The organism is Mesorhizobium sp. KR2-14, assembly GCF_040049255.1.
Classification (GTDB): domain Bacteria; phylum Pseudomonadota; class Alphaproteobacteria; order Rhizobiales; family Rhizobiaceae; genus Pseudaminobacter.
In genome coordinates, this window is the sequence record NZ_JBDZDR010000004.1 from 268,194 (window position 1) to 285,173 (window position 16,980).

The 16,980-nt window shown below is 62.2% G+C and carries 12 protein-coding genes and 1 tRNA gene; 12 read left to right on the plus strand and 1 reads right to left on the minus strand.

The window, feature by feature from the left end:
- Window positions 1-261: 261 nt before the first annotated feature.
- The 9 genes from ABLE86_RS13395 to rpoC all read left to right on the plus strand — a co-directional run bounded on the left by ABLE86_RS13395 (window position 262) and on the right by rpoC (window position 12,717).
- Window positions 262-337, plus strand: a tRNA-Trp gene (locus tag ABLE86_RS13395).
- Window positions 338-633: 296 nt separating this feature from the next.
- A complete protein-coding gene (gene secE, locus ABLE86_RS13400; RefSeq protein ID WP_348779454.1) occupies window positions 634-837 on the plus strand; it encodes a preprotein translocase subunit SecE in 204 nt (67 codons plus the stop codon).
- A 28-nt stretch (window positions 838-865) separates the two neighbouring features.
- Window positions 866-1,393, plus strand: a complete 528-nt coding sequence (gene nusG, locus ABLE86_RS13405) for a transcription termination/antitermination protein NusG (protein WP_348779455.1) — start codon at window positions 866-868, stop codon at window positions 1,391-1,393.
- A gap of 160 nt (window positions 1,394-1,553) precedes the next feature.
- Window positions 1,554-1,982, plus strand: a complete 429-nt coding sequence (rplK, locus tag ABLE86_RS13410; protein WP_348779456.1) for a 50S ribosomal protein L11 — start codon at window positions 1,554-1,556, stop codon at window positions 1,980-1,982.
- Between the two features lie 4 nt (window positions 1,983-1,986).
- Complete coding sequence (rplA, locus tag ABLE86_RS13415) at window positions 1,987-2,685, plus strand: 50S ribosomal protein L1 (RefSeq protein ID WP_348779457.1); 699 nt, start codon at window positions 1,987-1,989, stop codon at window positions 2,683-2,685.
- A gap of 354 nt (window positions 2,686-3,039) precedes the next feature.
- The gene (rplJ, locus tag ABLE86_RS13420; protein ID WP_348779458.1) at window positions 3,040-3,558 is read left to right on the plus strand and encodes a 50S ribosomal protein L10; all 519 of its coding nucleotides are present in this window, start codon (window positions 3,040-3,042) and stop codon (window positions 3,556-3,558) included.
- 55 nt (window positions 3,559-3,613) lie between these two features.
- Window positions 3,614-3,991 (plus strand): 50S ribosomal protein L7/L12, encoded by a 378-nt coding sequence (gene rplL, locus ABLE86_RS13425; RefSeq protein ID WP_348779459.1) that lies wholly within the window; start codon window positions 3,614-3,616, stop codon window positions 3,989-3,991.
- A 212-nt stretch (window positions 3,992-4,203) separates the two neighbouring features.
- Window positions 4,204-8,340, plus strand: a complete 4,137-nt coding sequence (rpoB, locus tag ABLE86_RS13430; RefSeq protein WP_348779460.1) for a DNA-directed RNA polymerase subunit beta — start codon at window positions 4,204-4,206, stop codon at window positions 8,338-8,340.
- 180 nt (window positions 8,341-8,520) lie between these two features.
- Entirely contained in the window at window positions 8,521-12,717 is a 4,197-nt protein-coding gene (gene rpoC / locus ABLE86_RS13435; protein ID WP_348779461.1) for a DNA-directed RNA polymerase subunit beta', read from the plus strand.
- A 419-nt stretch (window positions 12,718-13,136) separates the two neighbouring features.
- Here rpoC and ABLE86_RS13440 read toward each other — a convergent pair whose 3' ends face one another.
- Window positions 13,137-13,418 carry a transcriptional regulator gene (locus ABLE86_RS13440; protein WP_348779462.1) on the minus strand — a complete coding sequence of 94 codons (282 nt, stop codon included), beginning with the start codon at window positions 13,416-13,418 and terminating at the stop codon, window positions 13,137-13,139.
- Between the two features lie 475 nt (window positions 13,419-13,893).
- Here ABLE86_RS13440 and rpsL point away from each other — a divergent pair, with 475 nt between their 5' ends.
- From rpsL to fusA, 3 genes are read left to right on the plus strand one after another with little or no spacing between them, the layout of a single operon-like run.
- A complete protein-coding gene (gene rpsL, locus ABLE86_RS13445) occupies window positions 13,894-14,265 on the plus strand; it encodes a 30S ribosomal protein S12 (RefSeq protein WP_008837709.1) in 372 nt (123 codons plus the stop codon).
- Between the two features lie 60 nt (window positions 14,266-14,325).
- A complete protein-coding gene (gene rpsG, locus ABLE86_RS13450; RefSeq protein WP_348779463.1) occupies window positions 14,326-14,796 on the plus strand; it encodes a 30S ribosomal protein S7 in 471 nt (156 codons plus the stop codon).
- Window positions 14,797-14,828: 32 nt separating this feature from the next.
- Complete coding sequence (fusA, locus tag ABLE86_RS13455; RefSeq protein WP_348779464.1) at window positions 14,829-16,919, plus strand: elongation factor G; 2,091 nt, start codon at window positions 14,829-14,831, stop codon at window positions 16,917-16,919.
- The last annotated feature ends 61 nt before the right edge of the window (window positions 16,920-16,980 follow it).

The following is a 16,980-nucleotide window of genomic DNA, read 5'->3' on the forward strand; positions in this document are numbered from 1 at the left end:
GAAGGGCGGCTTCGGTCGCCCTTTTCTTTTTGGGATAATCTCGGGTCGGGCCGTTCGGCTCCGGCGATTCTTTTGCTGGCATCGGTGCGATTCGGACCGGATGCGGCCTTGTCGTCTCCCACAGGCTTCTTTTCACATCGGCTTTCCACAGGCGCGACCGGCGCAAACCGCAGCTTTGCGGCGGTGTGGAAAAATGATGTGGCCGAAAACGCAGACAGCTCTTGAAACGCCGCCGGCTTTGTGAAATGAAGCAGCCGCGATAGGGGTATAGCTCAGTTGGTAGAGCGGCGGTCTCCAAAACCGCAGGTCGGGGGTTCGAGCCCCTCTGCCCCTGCCAGCGTCGCGGTCGGACCGCATTGTCGCTAGAGTGATCGCAGGACGATTGGATGGTTCTGCAAAGCACGTACAGCAGGTAAGGCGGATTTTAGGCACTTGCATGTGTCGAGAATCGGTCTTATTTAGACACAACAGACACGCGGCGCGTCGAGCTGGAGGTCCGGCTTTACGCGCCCGAAATGCATGGGCGGAATATTGCGCTGATTCGCGCAAGGGTCCGAAGCCAGGCAGGCACTTCCCGGCCAACGGGAGTATCCAGGGCTCGGTCTCTCCGGGTTCTTGAAAACAGAGCGGCAGATGGCGTCAAAAACCACCAACCCAATTACCTTCCTCCAGCAGGTGAGGTCGGAGACGGCCAAGGTGACGTGGCCCTCGCGGCGCGAGACGGTGATCTCGACTGTCATGGTCGTGTTGTTTGCGATTCTTGCGATGATCTTTTTCTTCGCGGCCGATCAGCTCATGGCGCTCGGGGTCGGGTTGCTCCTCGGTCTTGGTCACTGAACACCGGCGAATACGGAGAAGTCTTGCAATGGCTGCGCGTTGGTACATCGTCCACGCTTACTCGAATTTCGAGAAGAAGGTCGCCGAGGACATCGAGCACAAGGCTCGCCAGAAGGGGTTGAGCGACCAGATCGAGCAGATCGTCGTGCCGACCGAGAAGGTCGTGGAGGTCCGTCGCGGCCGCAAGGTCGACGCCGAGCGCAAGTTCTTCCCGGGCTATGTGCTGCTGAAGGCCAATCTCTCCGACGCGGTGTTCAGCCTTGTGAAGAATACGCCCAAGGTCACTGGTTTCCTTGGCGATTCGAAGCCGGTGCCGATCAGTGACAAGGAAGTCGATCGCATCCTGCATCAGGTGCAGGAAGGGGTCGAGCGGCCGAAGCCCTCCGTCACTTTCGAGATCGGCGAGCAGGTCCGCGTGTCGGATGGTCCCTTCGCGTCCTTCAATGGCTTCGTCCAGGAAGTGGACGAGGAGCGGGCGCGGCTCAAGGTGGAGGTTTCGATCTTCGGGCGTGCTGTGCCTGTGGATCTGGAATTCGGACAGGTCGAAAAGGGCTGATCCGAATCTGGCTCGCCGCCGGTTTGGCGCGCGGGCTGGCGGCAGGAAGTCCTGCCGTCGAGGAGGTGGGAGGATGGAGCAGTTTTAGCCGGCTGCGCTCGTTCGAACCACCAAACTGCAACCGCCGGGTTATCCCGGCTCAAAGACAAGGCAGATAGAGATGGCTAAGAAAGTTGTGGGCCAGCTCAAGCTTCAGGTCCCTGCGGGTTCGGCGACGCCGTCGCCCCCGATCGGCCCTGCGCTTGGTCAGCGCGGCATCAACATCATGGAATTCTGCAAGGCGTTCAACGCGCAGTCGCAGGAAATGGAAAAGGGTTCGCCCATTCCGGTGGTGATCACCTACTATCAGGACAAGTCGTTCACCTTCGTCATGAAGACGCCGCCGGTGACCTACTTCCTGAAGAAGGCCGCCAACCTGAAGTCGGGCTCGAAGGAGCCGGGCAAGTCCAAGGTCGGAGAGATCTCTCGCGACAAGGTGCGCGAGATCGCGCAGGCCAAGATGAAGGACCTGAACGCCGCCGACGTGGAAGCGGCGATGCGCATGGTCGAAGGTTCCGCCCGCTCGATGGGCTTGGAAGTGGTGGGCTAAGACGATGGCAAAGATTGCAAAGCGCGTAGCCAAGTCCCGCGACGGGATCGATTTCGACAAGGCCTACACCCTGGGCGAAGCGATCCAGATCCTCAAGGACCGTTCCTCGGTCAAGTTCGACGAGACCATCGAAGTCTCGATGAACCTCGGCGTTGACCCGCGTCACGCCGACCAGATGGTCCGCGGCGTGGTCAACCTGCCGAATGGCACCGGCCGTACCGTTCGCGTCGCCGTTTTCGCCAAGGATGCCAAGGCTGACGAAGCCCGCGCCGCCGGTGCGGACGTCGTCGGTGCCGAGGACCTGGTCGAGATCGTCCAGAAGGGCGAGATCAACTTCGACCGCTGCATCGCCACCCCGGACATGATGCCGCTGGTCGGTCGCCTCGGTAAGGTTCTCGGCCCGCGCGGCATGATGCCGAACCCGAAGGTCGGCACCGTGACCACCGACGTCGCGGGCGCGGTCAAGGCCTCCAAGGGCGGCGCCGTCGAGTTCCGCGTCGAAAAGGCCGGTATCGTTCACGGCGGCGTGGGCAAGGTGTCGTTCGACAGCTCGGCTCTGGAAGAGAACGTCCGCGCGTTCGCCGATGCGGTCAACAAGGCCAAGCCGACGGGCGCCAAGGGCGTCTATGTCAAGAAGGTCTCGCTGTCGTCGACGATGGGACCTGGTCTGAAGGTCGATCTTTCGACCCTGGCCACGGCTTGATAGGTTGAATTGGGATCCGGCCGTAAAGGCCTGATCCCGCACAATTCCGGCCCTTCGGGGCCGGATACCGGAAGCGGCAACGCTTCCGGGTATCCTGTCCGAGATTGCAGGCGGCTCGCCTTAATTCACATGAGCCTGCATGAGACGGGTGAAGACCAGACAAGGGAGCGAAGGCTCCAATGGAAGGTTCGAACCGTAGTTTGCCTTTTGCTTGCATCCGGGCTGTCCGGTGCGGTGAAAGGGGGCAGGATCCTCGAGCGCCGTTCGGGTGATCCGGAATATTCTGGATGGCCTGCCCGGCAAAAGGCAACCCGGCAGTCGTTCGCAAGAATGGCTGTCAACTGGAGATAGGCAGTGGATAGAGCGGAAAAACGCGAGCTCGTCACGCATCTGAACGAAGCGTTCTCGAACGCCGGTTCGGTCGTCGTGGCCCACTATGCCGGCATCACCGTCTCGCAAATGAACGACCTTCGGTCGAAGATGCGCGCAGCCGGTGGCACCGTCAAAGTCGCGAAGAACCGCCTCGCCAAGATCGCTCTTCAGGGCACGGAATCCGAAAGCATTCAGGGCCTGTTCACCGGACAGACCCTCGTTGCCTATTCGGAAGATCCGGTTGTTGCACCGAAGATCGCATCCGAATTCGCCAAGGGCAATGACAAGCTTGTCATTCTCGGTGGCGCCATGGGTGCGACCTCTCTCGACGCGGAAGGCGTTAAGGCTCTCGCAAGCCTGCCTTCGCTCGACGAGCTGCGTGCACGTCTGGTCGGCATGATCAGCACGCCTGCAACCCGGATCGCCCAGGTCGTCAACGCACCGGCAGGTCAGCTTGCCCGCGTGTTTGGCGCCTACGCCCGGAAGGACGAGGCGGCATGAGGCCGTTCCTCGCTGTCATCAACAATTGTTCGAACTTTCAATAAGGAACTGAAAAATGGCTGATCTCGCCAAGATCGTAGAAGACCTGTCGGCCCTGACCGTCCTCGAGGCGGCTGAGCTGTCGAAGATGCTGGAAGAGAAGTGGGGCGTTTCCGCTGCCGCTCCGGTCGCCGTCGCCGCTGCTGCCGGTGGCGCTGCTGCCGCCGCTCCGGCCGAAGAGAAGACCGAATTCGACGTCATCCTGGCTGCTGCCGGCGACAAGAAGATCGAGGTCATCAAGGAAGTCCGCGCCATCACCGGCCTGGGCCTCAAGGAAGCCAAGGACCTGGTCGAAGGCGCTCCGAAGCCGATCAAGGAAGGCGTTGCCAAGGCCGACGCCGAGAAGATCAAGGCTCAGCTGGAAGCTGCTGGCGCCAAGGTCGAGCTGAAGTAAGCGTTACGCTTCTGGCGGGCGGCCCCTGGGCCGTCCGCCAGTCCGGCCGAAACCGGACGTAACGTGAAAGTGTCTGGAAAACCTCTTTCCTGAGGGCCGATTACGGCCTTCAGGAAACGGGTTTTCACCCGTTTCGGATAGACCGCGCATGCGCGGTCAGGAATTGCAAGGCGCGAGAGGCCGCGCCCCAAGAGAGGCAGCAAGGAGCGACGATGGCCCAGACCCAGACTTTTAATGGCCGCAGACGCGTACGCAAATTCTTTGGAAACATCCCGGAAGTTGCGGAGATGCCGAACCTCATCGAGGTTCAGAAGGCATCATACGACCAGTTTCTCATGGTCGAAGAGCCGGCTGGCGGTCGCCCTGACGAAGGCTTGCAGGCTGTTTTCAAGTCCGTCTTCCCGATCTCCGACTTCTCCGGCGCCTCAATGCTGGAATTCGTCAAGTACGAATTCGAGGCGCCGAAGTTCGACGTTGACGAGTGCCGCCAGCGCGACCTGACCTATGCCGCACCGCTCAAGGTCACGCTGCGCCTCATCGTGTTCGATATCGACGAGGACACCGGCGCCAAGTCGATCAAGGACATCAAGGAGCAGGATGTCTACATGGGCGACATGCCGCTCATGACCTCCAACGGCACCTTCATCGTCAACGGCACCGAGCGCGTCATCGTCTCGCAGATGCACCGTTCGCCGGGCGTCTTCTTCGACCACGACAAGGGCAAGTCGCACTCGTCGGGCAAGCTGCTGTTCGCCGCGCGCGTCATCCCCTATCGCGGCTCGTGGCTCGACATCGAGTTCGATTCCAAGGACATCGTGCACGCCCGCATCGACCGCCGCCGCAAGATCCCGGTGACGTCGCTGCTCATGGCGCTGGGCATGGACGGCGAGGAAATCCTCTCCACCTTCTACAACAAGATCGAATACAAGCGCTCCGGCGACCACTGGCGCGTGCCTTACAACGTCGAGCGCTTCAAGGGCCTCAAGGCCGTTGACGACCTGATCGACGCCGACACCGGCGAGATCGTCGTCGAGGCCGGCAAGAAGATCACGGCCCGTCAGGCCAGGCAGCTGGCCGAGAAGGGGCTCAAGGCCATCAAGGCCACCGAGGACGACCTCTTCGGCAGCTATCTGGCCGAGGATATCGTCGACTATCGCACCGGCGAGATCTTCCTCGAAGCCGGCGACGAGATCGACGAGAAGACGCTGAAGACGCTGCTTTCGACCGGCGCCGAGGAATTCACCGTCCTCGACATCGATCACATCAACGTTGGCGGCTACATCCGCAACACGCTTTCGGCCGACAAGAACGAGAGCCGTCAGGACGCGCTGTTCGACATCTACCGCGTCATGCGCCCGGGCGAGCCGCCCACGATCGATACCGCCGAGGCGATGTTCAACTCGCTGTTCTTCGATGCCGACCGCTACGACCTCTCGGCCGTCGGTCGCGTCAAGATGAACATGCGTCTGGACCTCGATTGCCCGGACACCGTGCGTGTGCTGCGCAAGGAAGACATCCTGGCCGTGGTCAAGACGCTGGTCGACCTGCGCGACGGCAAGGGCGAGATCGACGACATCGACAATCTCGGCAACCGCCGCGTCCGTTCCGTCGGCGAGCTGATGGAGAACCAGTACCGCGTCGGCCTGCTGCGCATGGAGCGCGCGATCAAGGAGCGCATGTCCTCGATCGAGATCGACACGGTCATGCCGCAGGACCTGATCAACGCCAAGCCGGCGGCCGCCGCCGTGCGCGAGTTCTTCGGTTCCTCGCAGCTCTCGCAGTTCATGGACCAGACCAACCCGCTGTCGGAGATCACCCACAAGCGTCGCCTCTCGGCGCTTGGACCTGGCGGTCTGACCCGCGAGCGCGCCGGCTTCGAGGTGCGCGACGTGCACCCGACGCACTACGGCCGTATCTGCCCGATCGAAACGCCGGAAGGCCCGAACATCGGTCTGATCAACTCGCTGGCCACCTTCGCTCGCGTCAACAAGTACGGCTTCATCGAGACCCCGTATCGCAAGATCGTCGACGGCAAGGTCACCTATGACGTCGTCTATCTCTCCGCGATGGAAGAGGCCAAGCACTACGTCGCCCAGGCCAACGCCGAACTCGACGCGAATGGCGGTTTCGTCGACGAGTTCGTCATCTGCCGCCACGCCGGCGAAGTGATGATGGCCCCGCGCGAAAACGTCGACCTCATGGACGTGTCGCCCAAGCAGCTCGTTTCGGTTGCCGCAGCGCTCATCCCGTTCCTTGAGAACGACGACGCCAACCGCGCTCTGATGGGCTCGAACATGCAGCGTCAGGCCGTGCCGCTGGTGCGCGCCGAGGCGCCGTTCGTCGGCACCGGCATGGAGCCGGTGGTGGCGCGCGATTCCGGTGCCGCCATTGCTGCCCGCCGCGGCGGCATCGTCGACCAGGTGGACGCGACCCGTATCGTCATCCGCGCGACGGAAGACCTCGATCCGGGCAAGTCCGGCGTCGACATCTACCGCCTGATGAAGTTCCAGCGCTCGAACCAGAACACCTGTATCAACCAGCGTCCGCTGGTGAAGATGGGCGACCGGATCGAGAAGGGCGACATCATCGCCGACGGTCCGTCGACCGACCTGGGCGATCTGGCTCTCGGCCGCAACGTGCTCGTCGCGTTCATGCCGTGGAATGGCTACAACTACGAGGACTCCATCCTCCTGTCGGAACGCATCGTCGCCGACGACGTTTTCACTTCGATCCACATTGAGGAATTCGAAGTGATGGCGCGTGACACGAAGCTCGGGCCTGAAGAAATCACGCGCGATATTCCGAACGTCTCGGAAGAAGCGCTGAAGAACCTCGACGAAGCCGGCATCGTCTATATCGGCGCGGAAGTGCAGCCGGGTGATATCCTGGTCGGCAAGATCACGCCGAAGGGCGAAAGCCCGATGACGCCGGAAGAGAAGCTTCTGCGCGCCATCTTCGGTGAGAAGGCGTCCGACGTGCGTGACACCTCTATGCGCATGCCGCCCGGAGCCTATGGCACGGTCGTCGAAGTTCGCGTCTTCAACCGCCACGGCGTGGAGAAGGACGAACGCGCCATGGCGATCGAGCGCGAGGAGATCGAGCGTCTCGCCAAGGACCGCGACGACGAGCAGGCCATTCTCGACCGCAACGTCTACAGCCGCCTGAGCGACATGCTGGCGGGCAAGGACGCGATTGCCGGGCCGAAGGGCTTCAAGAAGGGCACCACGCTCACCAGGGAAGTCCTGGCGGACTATCCGCGGTCGCAGTGGTGGCAGTTCGCCGTCGAGGACGAGAAGCTCCAGAGCGAGCTTGAGGCCCTGCGTGGCCAGTACGACGACTCCAAGAAGGCGCTCGAACAGCGCTTCATGGACAAGGTCGAGAAGGTGCAGCGCGGCGACGAGATGCCCCCGGGCGTCATGAAGATGGTCAAGGTCTTCGTGGCCGTGAAGCGCAAGATGCAGCCGGGCGACAAGATGGCCGGCCGTCACGGCAACAAGGGTGTGGTGTCGCGCATCGTCCCGGTCGAGGACATGCCGTTCCTCGAGGACGGCACGCATGCAGACATCGTGCTCAACCCGCTGGGCGTGCCAAGCCGCATGAACGTCGGCCAGATTCTGGAGACGCATCTGGGCTGGGCCTGCGCAGGCATGGGCAGGAAGATCGGGGAGCTGATCGACGCCTACAAGGCGGGCGGAGACATCAAGCCGCTGCGGGCCGAGATCGAGAACCTGATGCCGGACAACGACCGCAACGAGCCGGTCCGCAATTTCGACGACGAGAGCATCGTTCGCCTAGGCGAGCAGATGAAGCGCGGCGTCTCGATTGCGACCCCGGTGTTCGACGGTGCGCAGGAAGTCCACATCAACGAGATGCTGGAACGCGCCGGCATGCACACGAGCGGCCAGTCGCAGCTCTATGACGGACGTACCGGCGAGCCGTTCGACCGCAAGGTGACGATGGGCTATATCTATATGCTCAAGCTTCACCACCTGGTGGACGACAAGATCCACGCGCGTTCGATCGGACCGTACTCGCTCGTCACCCAGCAGCCGCTGGGCGGCAAGGCGCAGTTCGGTGGCCAGCGCTTCGGTGAAATGGAGGTCTGGGCGCTCGAGGCCTACGGCGCCGCCTACACGCTGCAGGAAATGCTGACCGTGAAGTCGGACGACGTGGCCGGCCGTACCAAGGTCTACGAGGCGATCGTGCGCGGCGACGACTCCTTCGAGGCAGGCATTCCCGAGAGCTTCAACGTTCTCGTCAAGGAAATGCGCTCGCTGGGTCTCAACGTCGAGCTGGAGAACACTCGCTTTAACGAGACGCCGGCTCAACTGCCCGACGCGGCCGAGTAAAATGCACGGCGCGCCGCGGAACTTCGGTTCCGCGGCGTTGCCGCCGGAAATTCTGGCCGGTTCCCCCGGCCGCACGCATGGATCCGTAACGTCGGCGTAGCGGCGGCGCTTGAACGGATCGCCAAGGGCGAAGGCCCGCCAATATTCGTCTGGGGCCCTGGGTCCCAAAAGGAGAACGACATGAACCAAGAGGTCATGAATCTCTTCAACAACAACGCTCCGGCGCAGGTGTTCGATTCCATCCGGATTTCGCTCGCCAGCCCGGAGAAGATTCTGTCGTGGTCGTTCGGTGAGATCAAAAAGCCGGAGACGATCAACTACCGTACGTTCAAGCCGGAGCGCGACGGCCTGTTCTGCGCCCGCATCTTCGGTCCGATCAAGGACTACGAGTGCTTGTGCGGCAAGTACAAGCGCATGAAGTACAAGGGCGTCATCTGCGAGAAGTGCGGGGTCGAAGTCACGCTGTCGCGCGTCCGCCGCGAGCGCATGGGCCACATCGAGCTCGCCGCGCCCGTCGCCCACATCTGGTTCCTGAAGTCGCTGCCTTCGCGCATCGGCACGCTGCTCGACATGACCCTGAAGGACATCGAGCGCGTCCTCTATTTCGAGAACTACATCGTCACCGAGCCGGGCCTCACCGCGCTGAAGGAGCATCAGCTCCTCTCCGAGGAAGAGTACATGCTCGCCGTCGACGAGTATGGCGAGGACCAGTTCACCGCCATGATCGGCGCCGAGGCCATCCATGAGCTTCTGGCCAGCATGGACCTGGAGAAGATCGCCGGCGACCTGCGTTCCGAGCTTGCCTCCACGACATCGGAGCTGAAGCAGAAGAAGCTCTTGAAGCGCCTGAAGGTGGTCGAGAACTTCATCGAATCCGGCAATCGTCCGGAATGGATGATCATGAAGGTCGTGCCGGTGATCCCACCGGATCTGCGTCCGCTGGTGCCGCTGGACGGCGGCCGCTTCGCGACGTCCGACCTGAACGACCTCTATCGCCGCGTCATCAACCGTAACAACCGTCTGAAGCGCCTCATCGAGCTGCGCGCGCCGGGCATCATCATCCGCAACGAAAAGCGCATGCTGCAGGAAGCTGTGGACGCGCTGTTCGACAACGGCCGCCGCGGCCGCGTCATCACCGGCGCCAACAAGCGCCCGCTGAAGTCGCTGTCCGACATGCTCAAGGGCAAGCAGGGCCGCTTCCGTCAGAACCTGCTCGGCAAGCGCGTCGACTATTCGGGCCGCTCGGTCATCGTGACCGGTCCGGAGCTGAAGCTGCACCAGTGCGGCCTGCCGAAGAAGATGGCGCTCGAGCTGTTCAAGCCGTTCATCTATGCGCGGCTTGACGCCAAGGGCTATTCGTCCACCGTCAAGCAGGCCAAGAAGCTGGTCGAGAAGGAAAAGCCGGAAGTCTGGGATATCCTGGACGAGGTTATCCGCGAGCATCCGGTGCTGCTGAACCGCGCGCCGACGCTGCACCGCCTCGGCATCCAGGCGTTCGAGCCGATCCTGATCGAGGGCAAGGCCATCCAGCTTCACCCGCTGGTCTGCACGGCCTTCAACGCCGACTTCGACGGCGACCAGATGGCCGTTCACGTGCCGCTGTCGCTCGAAGCGCAGCTTGAAGCCCGCGTTCTGATGATGTCGACCAACAACATCCTGCATCCGGCCTCCGGCGCGCCGATCATCGTGCCGTCGCAGGACATGGTGCTGGGTCTGTACTACCTGTCGATCGTCAACCAGAACGAGCCGGGCGAGGGCATGGCGTTTGCCGACATGGGCGAACTCCAGCACGCGCTCGAGACCAAGGCGGTCACGCTGCACGCCAAGATCAAGGGCCGTTTCCGCACCGTCGATGCGGAAGGCAACGTCGTGTCGAAGATCTATGACACCACGCCCGGTCGCATGATCCTCGGCGAGCTGCTGCCCAAGAACGTCAACGTGCCGTTCGACATCTGCAACCAGGAGATGACCAAGAAGAACATCTCCAAGATGATCGATACCGTCTACCGCCACTGCGGTCAGAAGGAGACGGTCATTTTCTGCGACCGCATCATGGCACTCGGCTTCGCCCATGCCTGCCGCGCCGGCATTTCGTTCGGCAAGGACGACATGGTCATTCCGGACACCAAGCATAAGCTGGTCGCCGAGACCGAAGCTTTGGCCAAGGAATACGAGCAGCAGTACAATGACGGCCTGATTACGCAGGGCGAGAAGTACAACAAGGTGGTCGACGCCTGGGCCAAGTGCTCGGAAAAGGTCGCCGACGAGATGATGGCTCGCATTAAGGCCGTCGAGTTCGAGGACAGCGGCCGTCAGAAGCCGATGAACTCGATCTACATGATGTCGCACTCAGGTGCTCGTGGCTCGCCGACCCAGATGCGTCAGCTCGCCGGCATGCGCGGCCTCATGGCCAAGCCGTCGGGCGAGATCATCGAAACGCCGATCATCTCGAACTTCAAGGAAGGCCTCACCGTTCTCGAGTACTTCAACTCGACCCACGGCGCCCGCAAGGGACTGGCCGACACCGCGTTGAAGACCGCCAACTCCGGCTACCTGACCCGTCGTCTGGTCGACGTGGCGCAGGACTGCATCGTCAACGCCATCGACTGCGGCACCGAGAAGGGCCTCACCATGCAGCCGATCGTGGATGCCGGGCAGGTAGTGGCTTCGCTCGGCCAGCGCATCCTGGGCCGCACCGCGCTGGACGACATCAGCCACCCGCTCACTGGCGACTTGATCGTCAAGGCCGGCACGTTGATGGACGAGCGCGACATCGAGCAGATCGAGAAGGCGGGCATCCAGACGGTGCGAATCCGTTCGGCGCTTACCTGCGAGGTCAAGACCGGCGTCTGCGCAGTGTGCTACGGTCGCGACCTGGCACGCGGAACCCCGGTCAACCAGGGCGAAGCGGTCGGCGTCATTGCCGCGCAGTCGATCGGCGAGCCGGGCACGCAGCTCACCATGCGTACCTTCCACATGGGCGGTACCGCGCAGGTGGTGGACTCTTCCTTCCTCGAAGCTTCGTATGAAGGCACGGTCCAGATCCGCAACCGCAACGTGGTTCGCAACTCCGACGGCAACCTTGTCGTGATGGGCCGCAACATGGCGATCCTGATCCTCGACGAGGCGGGCAAGGAGCGTGCCGCGCACCGCGTCACCTACGGCTCGCGCGTCTATGTGGACGACGGCGACAAGGTCAGGCGCGGCCAGCGTATCGCGGAATGGGACCCGTATACCCGTCCGATCCTCACCGAAATCGAAGGACGGGTGGCGTTCGAGGATCTCGTCGAAGGCATCTCGGTTCAGGAGACCGCCGACGAATCCACCGGCATCACCAAGCGCGAGGTCATCGACTGGCGGTCCACGCCGCGCGGTTCGGACCTCAAGCCGGCGATCACGATCCAGGACGCCAAGGGCAAGCTGGCCAAGCTGTCGAAGGGCGGCGATGCACGCTTCATGCTCTCGGTCGAGGCCATTCTCTCGGTCGAGCCGGGCGCCCAAGTCAGGCCCGGTGACGTGCTGGCACGTATCCCGATGGAAAGCGCCAAGACCAAGGACATCACCGGTGGTCTGCCGCGTGTTGCCGAGCTGTTCGAAGCGCGCCGTCCGAAGGACCACGCCATCATCGCCGAGATCGACGGTACGGTGCGGTTCGGGCGCGACTACAAGAACAAGCGCCGCATCATCATCGAGCCGCACGACTCGACGCTGGAGCCGATCGAGTATCTCATCCCGAAGGGCAAGCCGTTCCATCTCCAGGATGGCGACGCCATCGAGAAGGGCGACTACATCCTCGACGGCAACCCGGCGCCGCACGACATCCTGGCCATCAAGGGCGTGGAGGCTCTGGCTTCCTACCTCGTGAACGAAATCCAGGAGGTCTATCGTCTCCAGGGCGTGTCGATCAACGACAAGCACATCGAGGTAATCGTTCGCCAGATGTTGCAGAAGATCGAGATCACCGCACAGGGCGACTCGGTCTACATCCCGGGCGACCACGTCGACGTCATCGAGTTCGACGAGGTCAACGATCGCCTGATCGAGGAAGGCAAGAAGCCTGCGGAAGGCCAGCCGGTGCTGCTCGGCATCACCAAGGCCTCGCTGCAGACTCCGTCCTTCATCTCGGCCGCGTCGTTCCAGGAGACGACCCGCGTTCTCACCGAGGCAGCGGTTGCCGGCAAGACCGACATGCTGCAGGGCCTGAAGGAGAACGTCATCGTCGGCCGTCTGATCCCGGCCGGCACCGGCGGTCAGATGAACCAGATCCGTCGCATCGCTACGTCGCGCGACGAACTGATCCTCGACGAGCGCCGCAAGGCGTCCGGCGTGGAAGTCGCCGAGCCGATGCTGACCGACATGGTCAACGCCGCGCAGTAACCAGCGCGGGGGCAGATGCCGCAGTCAAAAAGGCCGCCGGGAATTTCCCGGCGGCCTTTTTTTCATGCCTCGAAATATTGTCGGTTCCTCCCCCATTTGGGGGATGACAAATGGCGCCTTTAGATTGATACTCGGCCTGTTGATTTGCTTAAGGTTGCATTCAGCACGCTCAAGCGCTCGGGGGAGCGCATGGCACGGACGTGATTTTTGCGTCTGGCCGGGCGAGGGGGAAGACAAGTAACCAAGCTTCACAGTACGCGGTTGCAACAGGTGGCATATGCCTCCCGTACCGCGCTTTGGCCGCCCGGTTGTGCCCCATCCGGGCGGTCTTTTTCTGTCCGCAGACAACCGCCCGTTTCAGAGCAGCGGCCACCCGTCGTGGAAACGTTTGCGGTGGCGCGCCCTCGCGGGCACTCAGCTCAATCGTCTTCGTTGAAGGTCACGATGGAGACTTCGCCTTCAAGCGCGCCTTGGTAGGCGGAAAGATGCGGCTCGTCGTCCGGCTCGTCCTGCATCTCGCCGATCTGGTCCAGCTCGGCCTCGGCGTAACCTTCCTTGGCAAGCGCCTCGAGAGCGATCCGAACGGCGGAATCGTCGTCCGGTGCCACCAGCATGACATGCACGCCTTCCGACTCGCCGCCTTTCCTGCGCCAGACTCGGCCGATGATGATCGTGACGGGCCCTGATTCATTGTCGTTCATGCGTGATTCCTTGCTTCATGGCCTTTGGCGAGGTATCCACGCCATCGTCTACTGGCGTTTTGCCACGAATGGCGGGCAGGGGACAGGGAAAACCGCGCCACATTCTGTTTCACGGCTGCGACGAGGCGAAATATTATGTCTCGCGGCCGTGTGGGGCGCCGGAACGGGCTGCTTTGTTAAGAATATGACCCGTGTGGGGTTGACGGTCCGCGGGTTCAAGCGTATTAGCCGCCTTGTCTGAACCCATGTGAGGTCTGGCTTTCCGGAGCGACACGTTCTGGAGTTTGCCTCAAACAAGGTTCGTTTTACGAGCGTATACACATCTCCGGCGTGCACGAAGCGGTTCCGCTTCCTCTGCTTTTTGTTCGGGCGCACCGCGGATCGCGGTTTGTGGCCCGAATTTTCGTGTGGAATGGCGCTTGGAGCCGCCCGTGAATGGGCTCGAGACACCGAATTTGAGAGACAAGAGGGTTTAATGCCTACCGTCAACCAGCTGATCCGCAAGCCGCGCATTGCGCCGGTGAAGCGCAATAAGGTTCCGGCCATGCAGGCCAATCCCCAGAAGCGGGGCGTCTGCACGCGCGTCTACACCACGACGCCGAAGAAGCCGAACTCGGCGCTGCGCAAGGTGGCCAAGATCCGCTTGACCAATGGCTTCGAGGTGATCGGCTACATTCCTGGTGAGGGTCACAACCTCCAGGAGCACTCGGTGGTCATGATCCGCGGCGGCCGCGTCAAGGATCTTCCCGGCGTTCGTTATCACATCATCCGCGGCGTGCTCGACACGCAGGGCGTGAAGAACCGCAAGCAGCGCCGCTCCAAGTACGGCGCCAAGCGTCCGAAGTAAGGTTTATCGGCTCGGGCGCCGCATGGTCGCGTCGAGCTTCGAAGTTGAGAGACGAGAAACATGTCCCGACGCCACAGTGCAGAGAAGCGTGAGATCAACCCGGATCCGAAGTTCGGCGACCTGGTCATCACCAAGTTCATGAACGCCGTCATGTATGACGGCAAGAAGTCGGTCGCTGAGACGATTGTCTATGGCGCGCTCGACCAGGTTCAGGCCAAGACCAAGCAGGAGCCGGTCTCCGTGTTCCATCAGGCGCTCGACAACGTCGCTCCGCACATCGAAGTGCGCTCGCGTCGCGTTGGTGGTGCGACCTACCAGGTTCCGGTCGATGTCCGTCCGGAGCGTCGCCAGGCTCTCGCCATCCGCTGGCTGATTACTGCCGCCCGCAACCGCAACGAGACGACCATGGTCGACCGTCTGTCGGGTGAACTGATGGACGCCGCCAACAACCGTGGCACTGCTGTCAAGAAGCGTGAAGACACGCACAAGATGGCTGAGGCCAACCGCGCTTTCGCGCACTACCGCTGGTAATAGCGCGAACGAACGACTGAGAGGCACCTTCCATGGCCCGCGAATACAAACTCGAAGACTATCGCAACTTCGGCATCATGGCGCACATCGACGCCGGCAAGACGACGACGACCGAGCGCATCCTCTACTACACCGGCAAGTCCCATAAGCTGGGCGAGACCCACGAGGGCTCGGCCACGATGGACTGGATGGAGCAGGAGCAGGAGCGCGGCATCACGATCACGTCGGCTGCCACGACGACGTACTGGAAGGGCCGCGACGGCAAGACCCGCCGTTTCAACATCATCGACACGCCCGGCCACGTCGACTTCACCATCGAGGTGGAGCGTTCGCTGCGCGTGCTCGACGGTGCCATCGCCCTGCTCGACTCCAATGCCGGCGTTGAGCCGCAGACCGAGACCGTCTGGCGTCAGGCCGAGAAGTATCATGTCCCGCGCATGATCTTCTGCAACAAGATGGACAAGATCGGCGCCGATTTCTATCGCTGCCTCGACATGATCCGTTCGCGTCTCGGCGCCATTCCGGTCGCCATGCAGCTGCCGATCGGCGCTGAAAGCGATTTCAAGGGCGTCGTCGACCTCATCGAGATGAAGGGCCTGATCTGGCGCGACGAGGCGCTGGGCGCTGCCTGGGACGTCGTCGAGATCCCGGAAGACCTCAAGGCGAAGGCCGAAGAATACCGCGAGAAGATGATCGAGGCCGCCGTCGAAATGGACGAAGCCGCGATGGAAGCCTATCTCGAGGGCAATCTGCCGGACAACGACAAGATCCGCGAGCTCATCCGCATCGGCACGATCGGCGTCAAGTTCCACCCGGTCTATTGCGGCACGGCGTTCAAGAACAAGGGCGTGCAGCCTCTGCTCGACGCTGTCGTCGACTTCCTGCCGGCTCCGAACGAAGTGCCGGACATCAAGGGCATCGACCCCAAGACCGAGGCTGAGACCACCCGCAAGTCGTCCGACGAAGAGCCGCTGTCGATGCTGGCGTTCAAGATCATGAACGACCCGTTCGTCGGTTCGCTGACCTTCTGCCGCATCTACTCGGGCAAGGTCACCAAGGGCATGTCGCTCGAGAACACCGTCAAGGGCAAGAAAGAGCGCATCGGCCGCATGCTGCAGATGCACTCGAACTCCCGCGAGGACATCGAAGAGGCATTTGCCGGCGACATCGTCGCTCTGGCCGGCCTCAAGGAGACCACCACTGGCGATACGCTCTGCGATCCGCTGAAGCCGGTCATCCTGGAGCGCATGGAATTCCCCGAGCCGGTCATCCAGATCGCGATCGAGCCGAAGACCAAGGGCGACCAGGAAAAGATGGGCCTCGCGCTCAATCGTCTCGCTGCCGAGGATCCGTCCTTCCGCGTCAAGACTGACGAGGAATCCGGTCAGACCATCATCGCCGGCATGGGCGAGCTTCACCTCGACATCCTCGTCGATCGCATGAAGCGTGAGTTCAAGGTCGAGGCGAACGTCGGTGCGCCGCAGGTGGCCTATCGTGAGACGATCACCCGTACCCACGAGCAGGACTACACCCACAAGAAGCAGACGGGCGGTACCGGCCAGTTCGCTCGCGTCAAGATCGTGTTCGAGCCGAATCCCGAGAGCGAGGATTTCGTGTTCGAGTCCAAGATCGTCGGCGGTGCGGTTCCGAAGGAATACATCCCGGGCGTCGAAAAGGGTGTCCGCAGCGTTCTGTCCTCTGGTCCGTTCGCTGGCTTCCCGATGATCAGCGTCAAGGCGACGCTCGTCGACGGTGCCTTCCACGATGTCGACTCGTCGGTGCTCGCGTTCGAAATCGCCAGCCGCGCCTGCCTTCGCGAAGCTGCGCCGAAGCTCGGCGTCCAGCTGCTCGAGCCGGTCATGCGCGTCGAGGTGGTCACGCCTGAGGACTATGTCGGCAACGTCATCGGCGACCTGAACAGCCGCCGTGGTCAGATCCAGGGCCAGGAAGCCCGCGGCGTGTCCGTGGTCGTCAACGCCATGGTTCCGCTCGCCAACATGTTCAAGTACGTGGACAGCCTGCGCTCGATGTCGCAGGGCCGCGCCCAGTACTCGATGGTGTTCGACCACTACGATGCGGTCCCGACCGCCGTGGCGCAGGAAGTGCAAAAGAAATTCGCGTAATTCCGAGGAATTACGTCGTTACCTTAATTCAACGCCTTAAGTGGCTGATAGGAATGGAGAT

Bases quoted from the DNA above. Each gene is read 5' to 3' on its own strand.
- nusG (WP_348779455.1), top strand. From the start codon at position 866: ATGGCTGCGCGTTGGTACATCGTCCACGCTTACTCGAATTTCGAGAAG.
- rplA (WP_348779457.1), top strand. From the start codon at position 1,987: ATGGCAAAGATTGCAAAGCGCGTAGCCAAGTCCCGCGACGGGATCGAT.
- rpoB (WP_348779460.1), top strand. From the start codon at position 4,204: ATGGCCCAGACCCAGACTTTTAATGGCCGCAGACGCGTACGCAAATTC.
- rpoC (WP_348779461.1), top strand. From the start codon at position 8,521: ATGAACCAAGAGGTCATGAATCTCTTCAACAACAACGCTCCGGCGCAG.
- secE (WP_348779454.1), top strand. From the start codon at position 634: ATGGCGTCAAAAACCACCAACCCAATTACCTTCCTCCAGCAGGTGAGG.
- ABLE86_RS13440 (WP_348779462.1), bottom strand. From the start codon at position 13,418: ATGAACGACAATGAATCAGGGCCCGTCACGATCATCATCGGCCGAGTC.
- rplL (WP_348779459.1), top strand. From the start codon at position 3,614: ATGGCTGATCTCGCCAAGATCGTAGAAGACCTGTCGGCCCTGACCGTC.
- rpsG (WP_348779463.1), top strand. From the start codon at position 14,326: ATGTCCCGACGCCACAGTGCAGAGAAGCGTGAGATCAACCCGGATCCG.
- rpsL (WP_008837709.1), top strand. From the start codon at position 13,894: ATGCCTACCGTCAACCAGCTGATCCGCAAGCCGCGCATTGCGCCGGTG.
- fusA (WP_348779464.1), top strand. From the start codon at position 14,829: ATGGCCCGCGAATACAAACTCGAAGACTATCGCAACTTCGGCATCATG.
- rplK (WP_348779456.1), top strand. From the start codon at position 1,554: ATGGCTAAGAAAGTTGTGGGCCAGCTCAAGCTTCAGGTCCCTGCGGGT.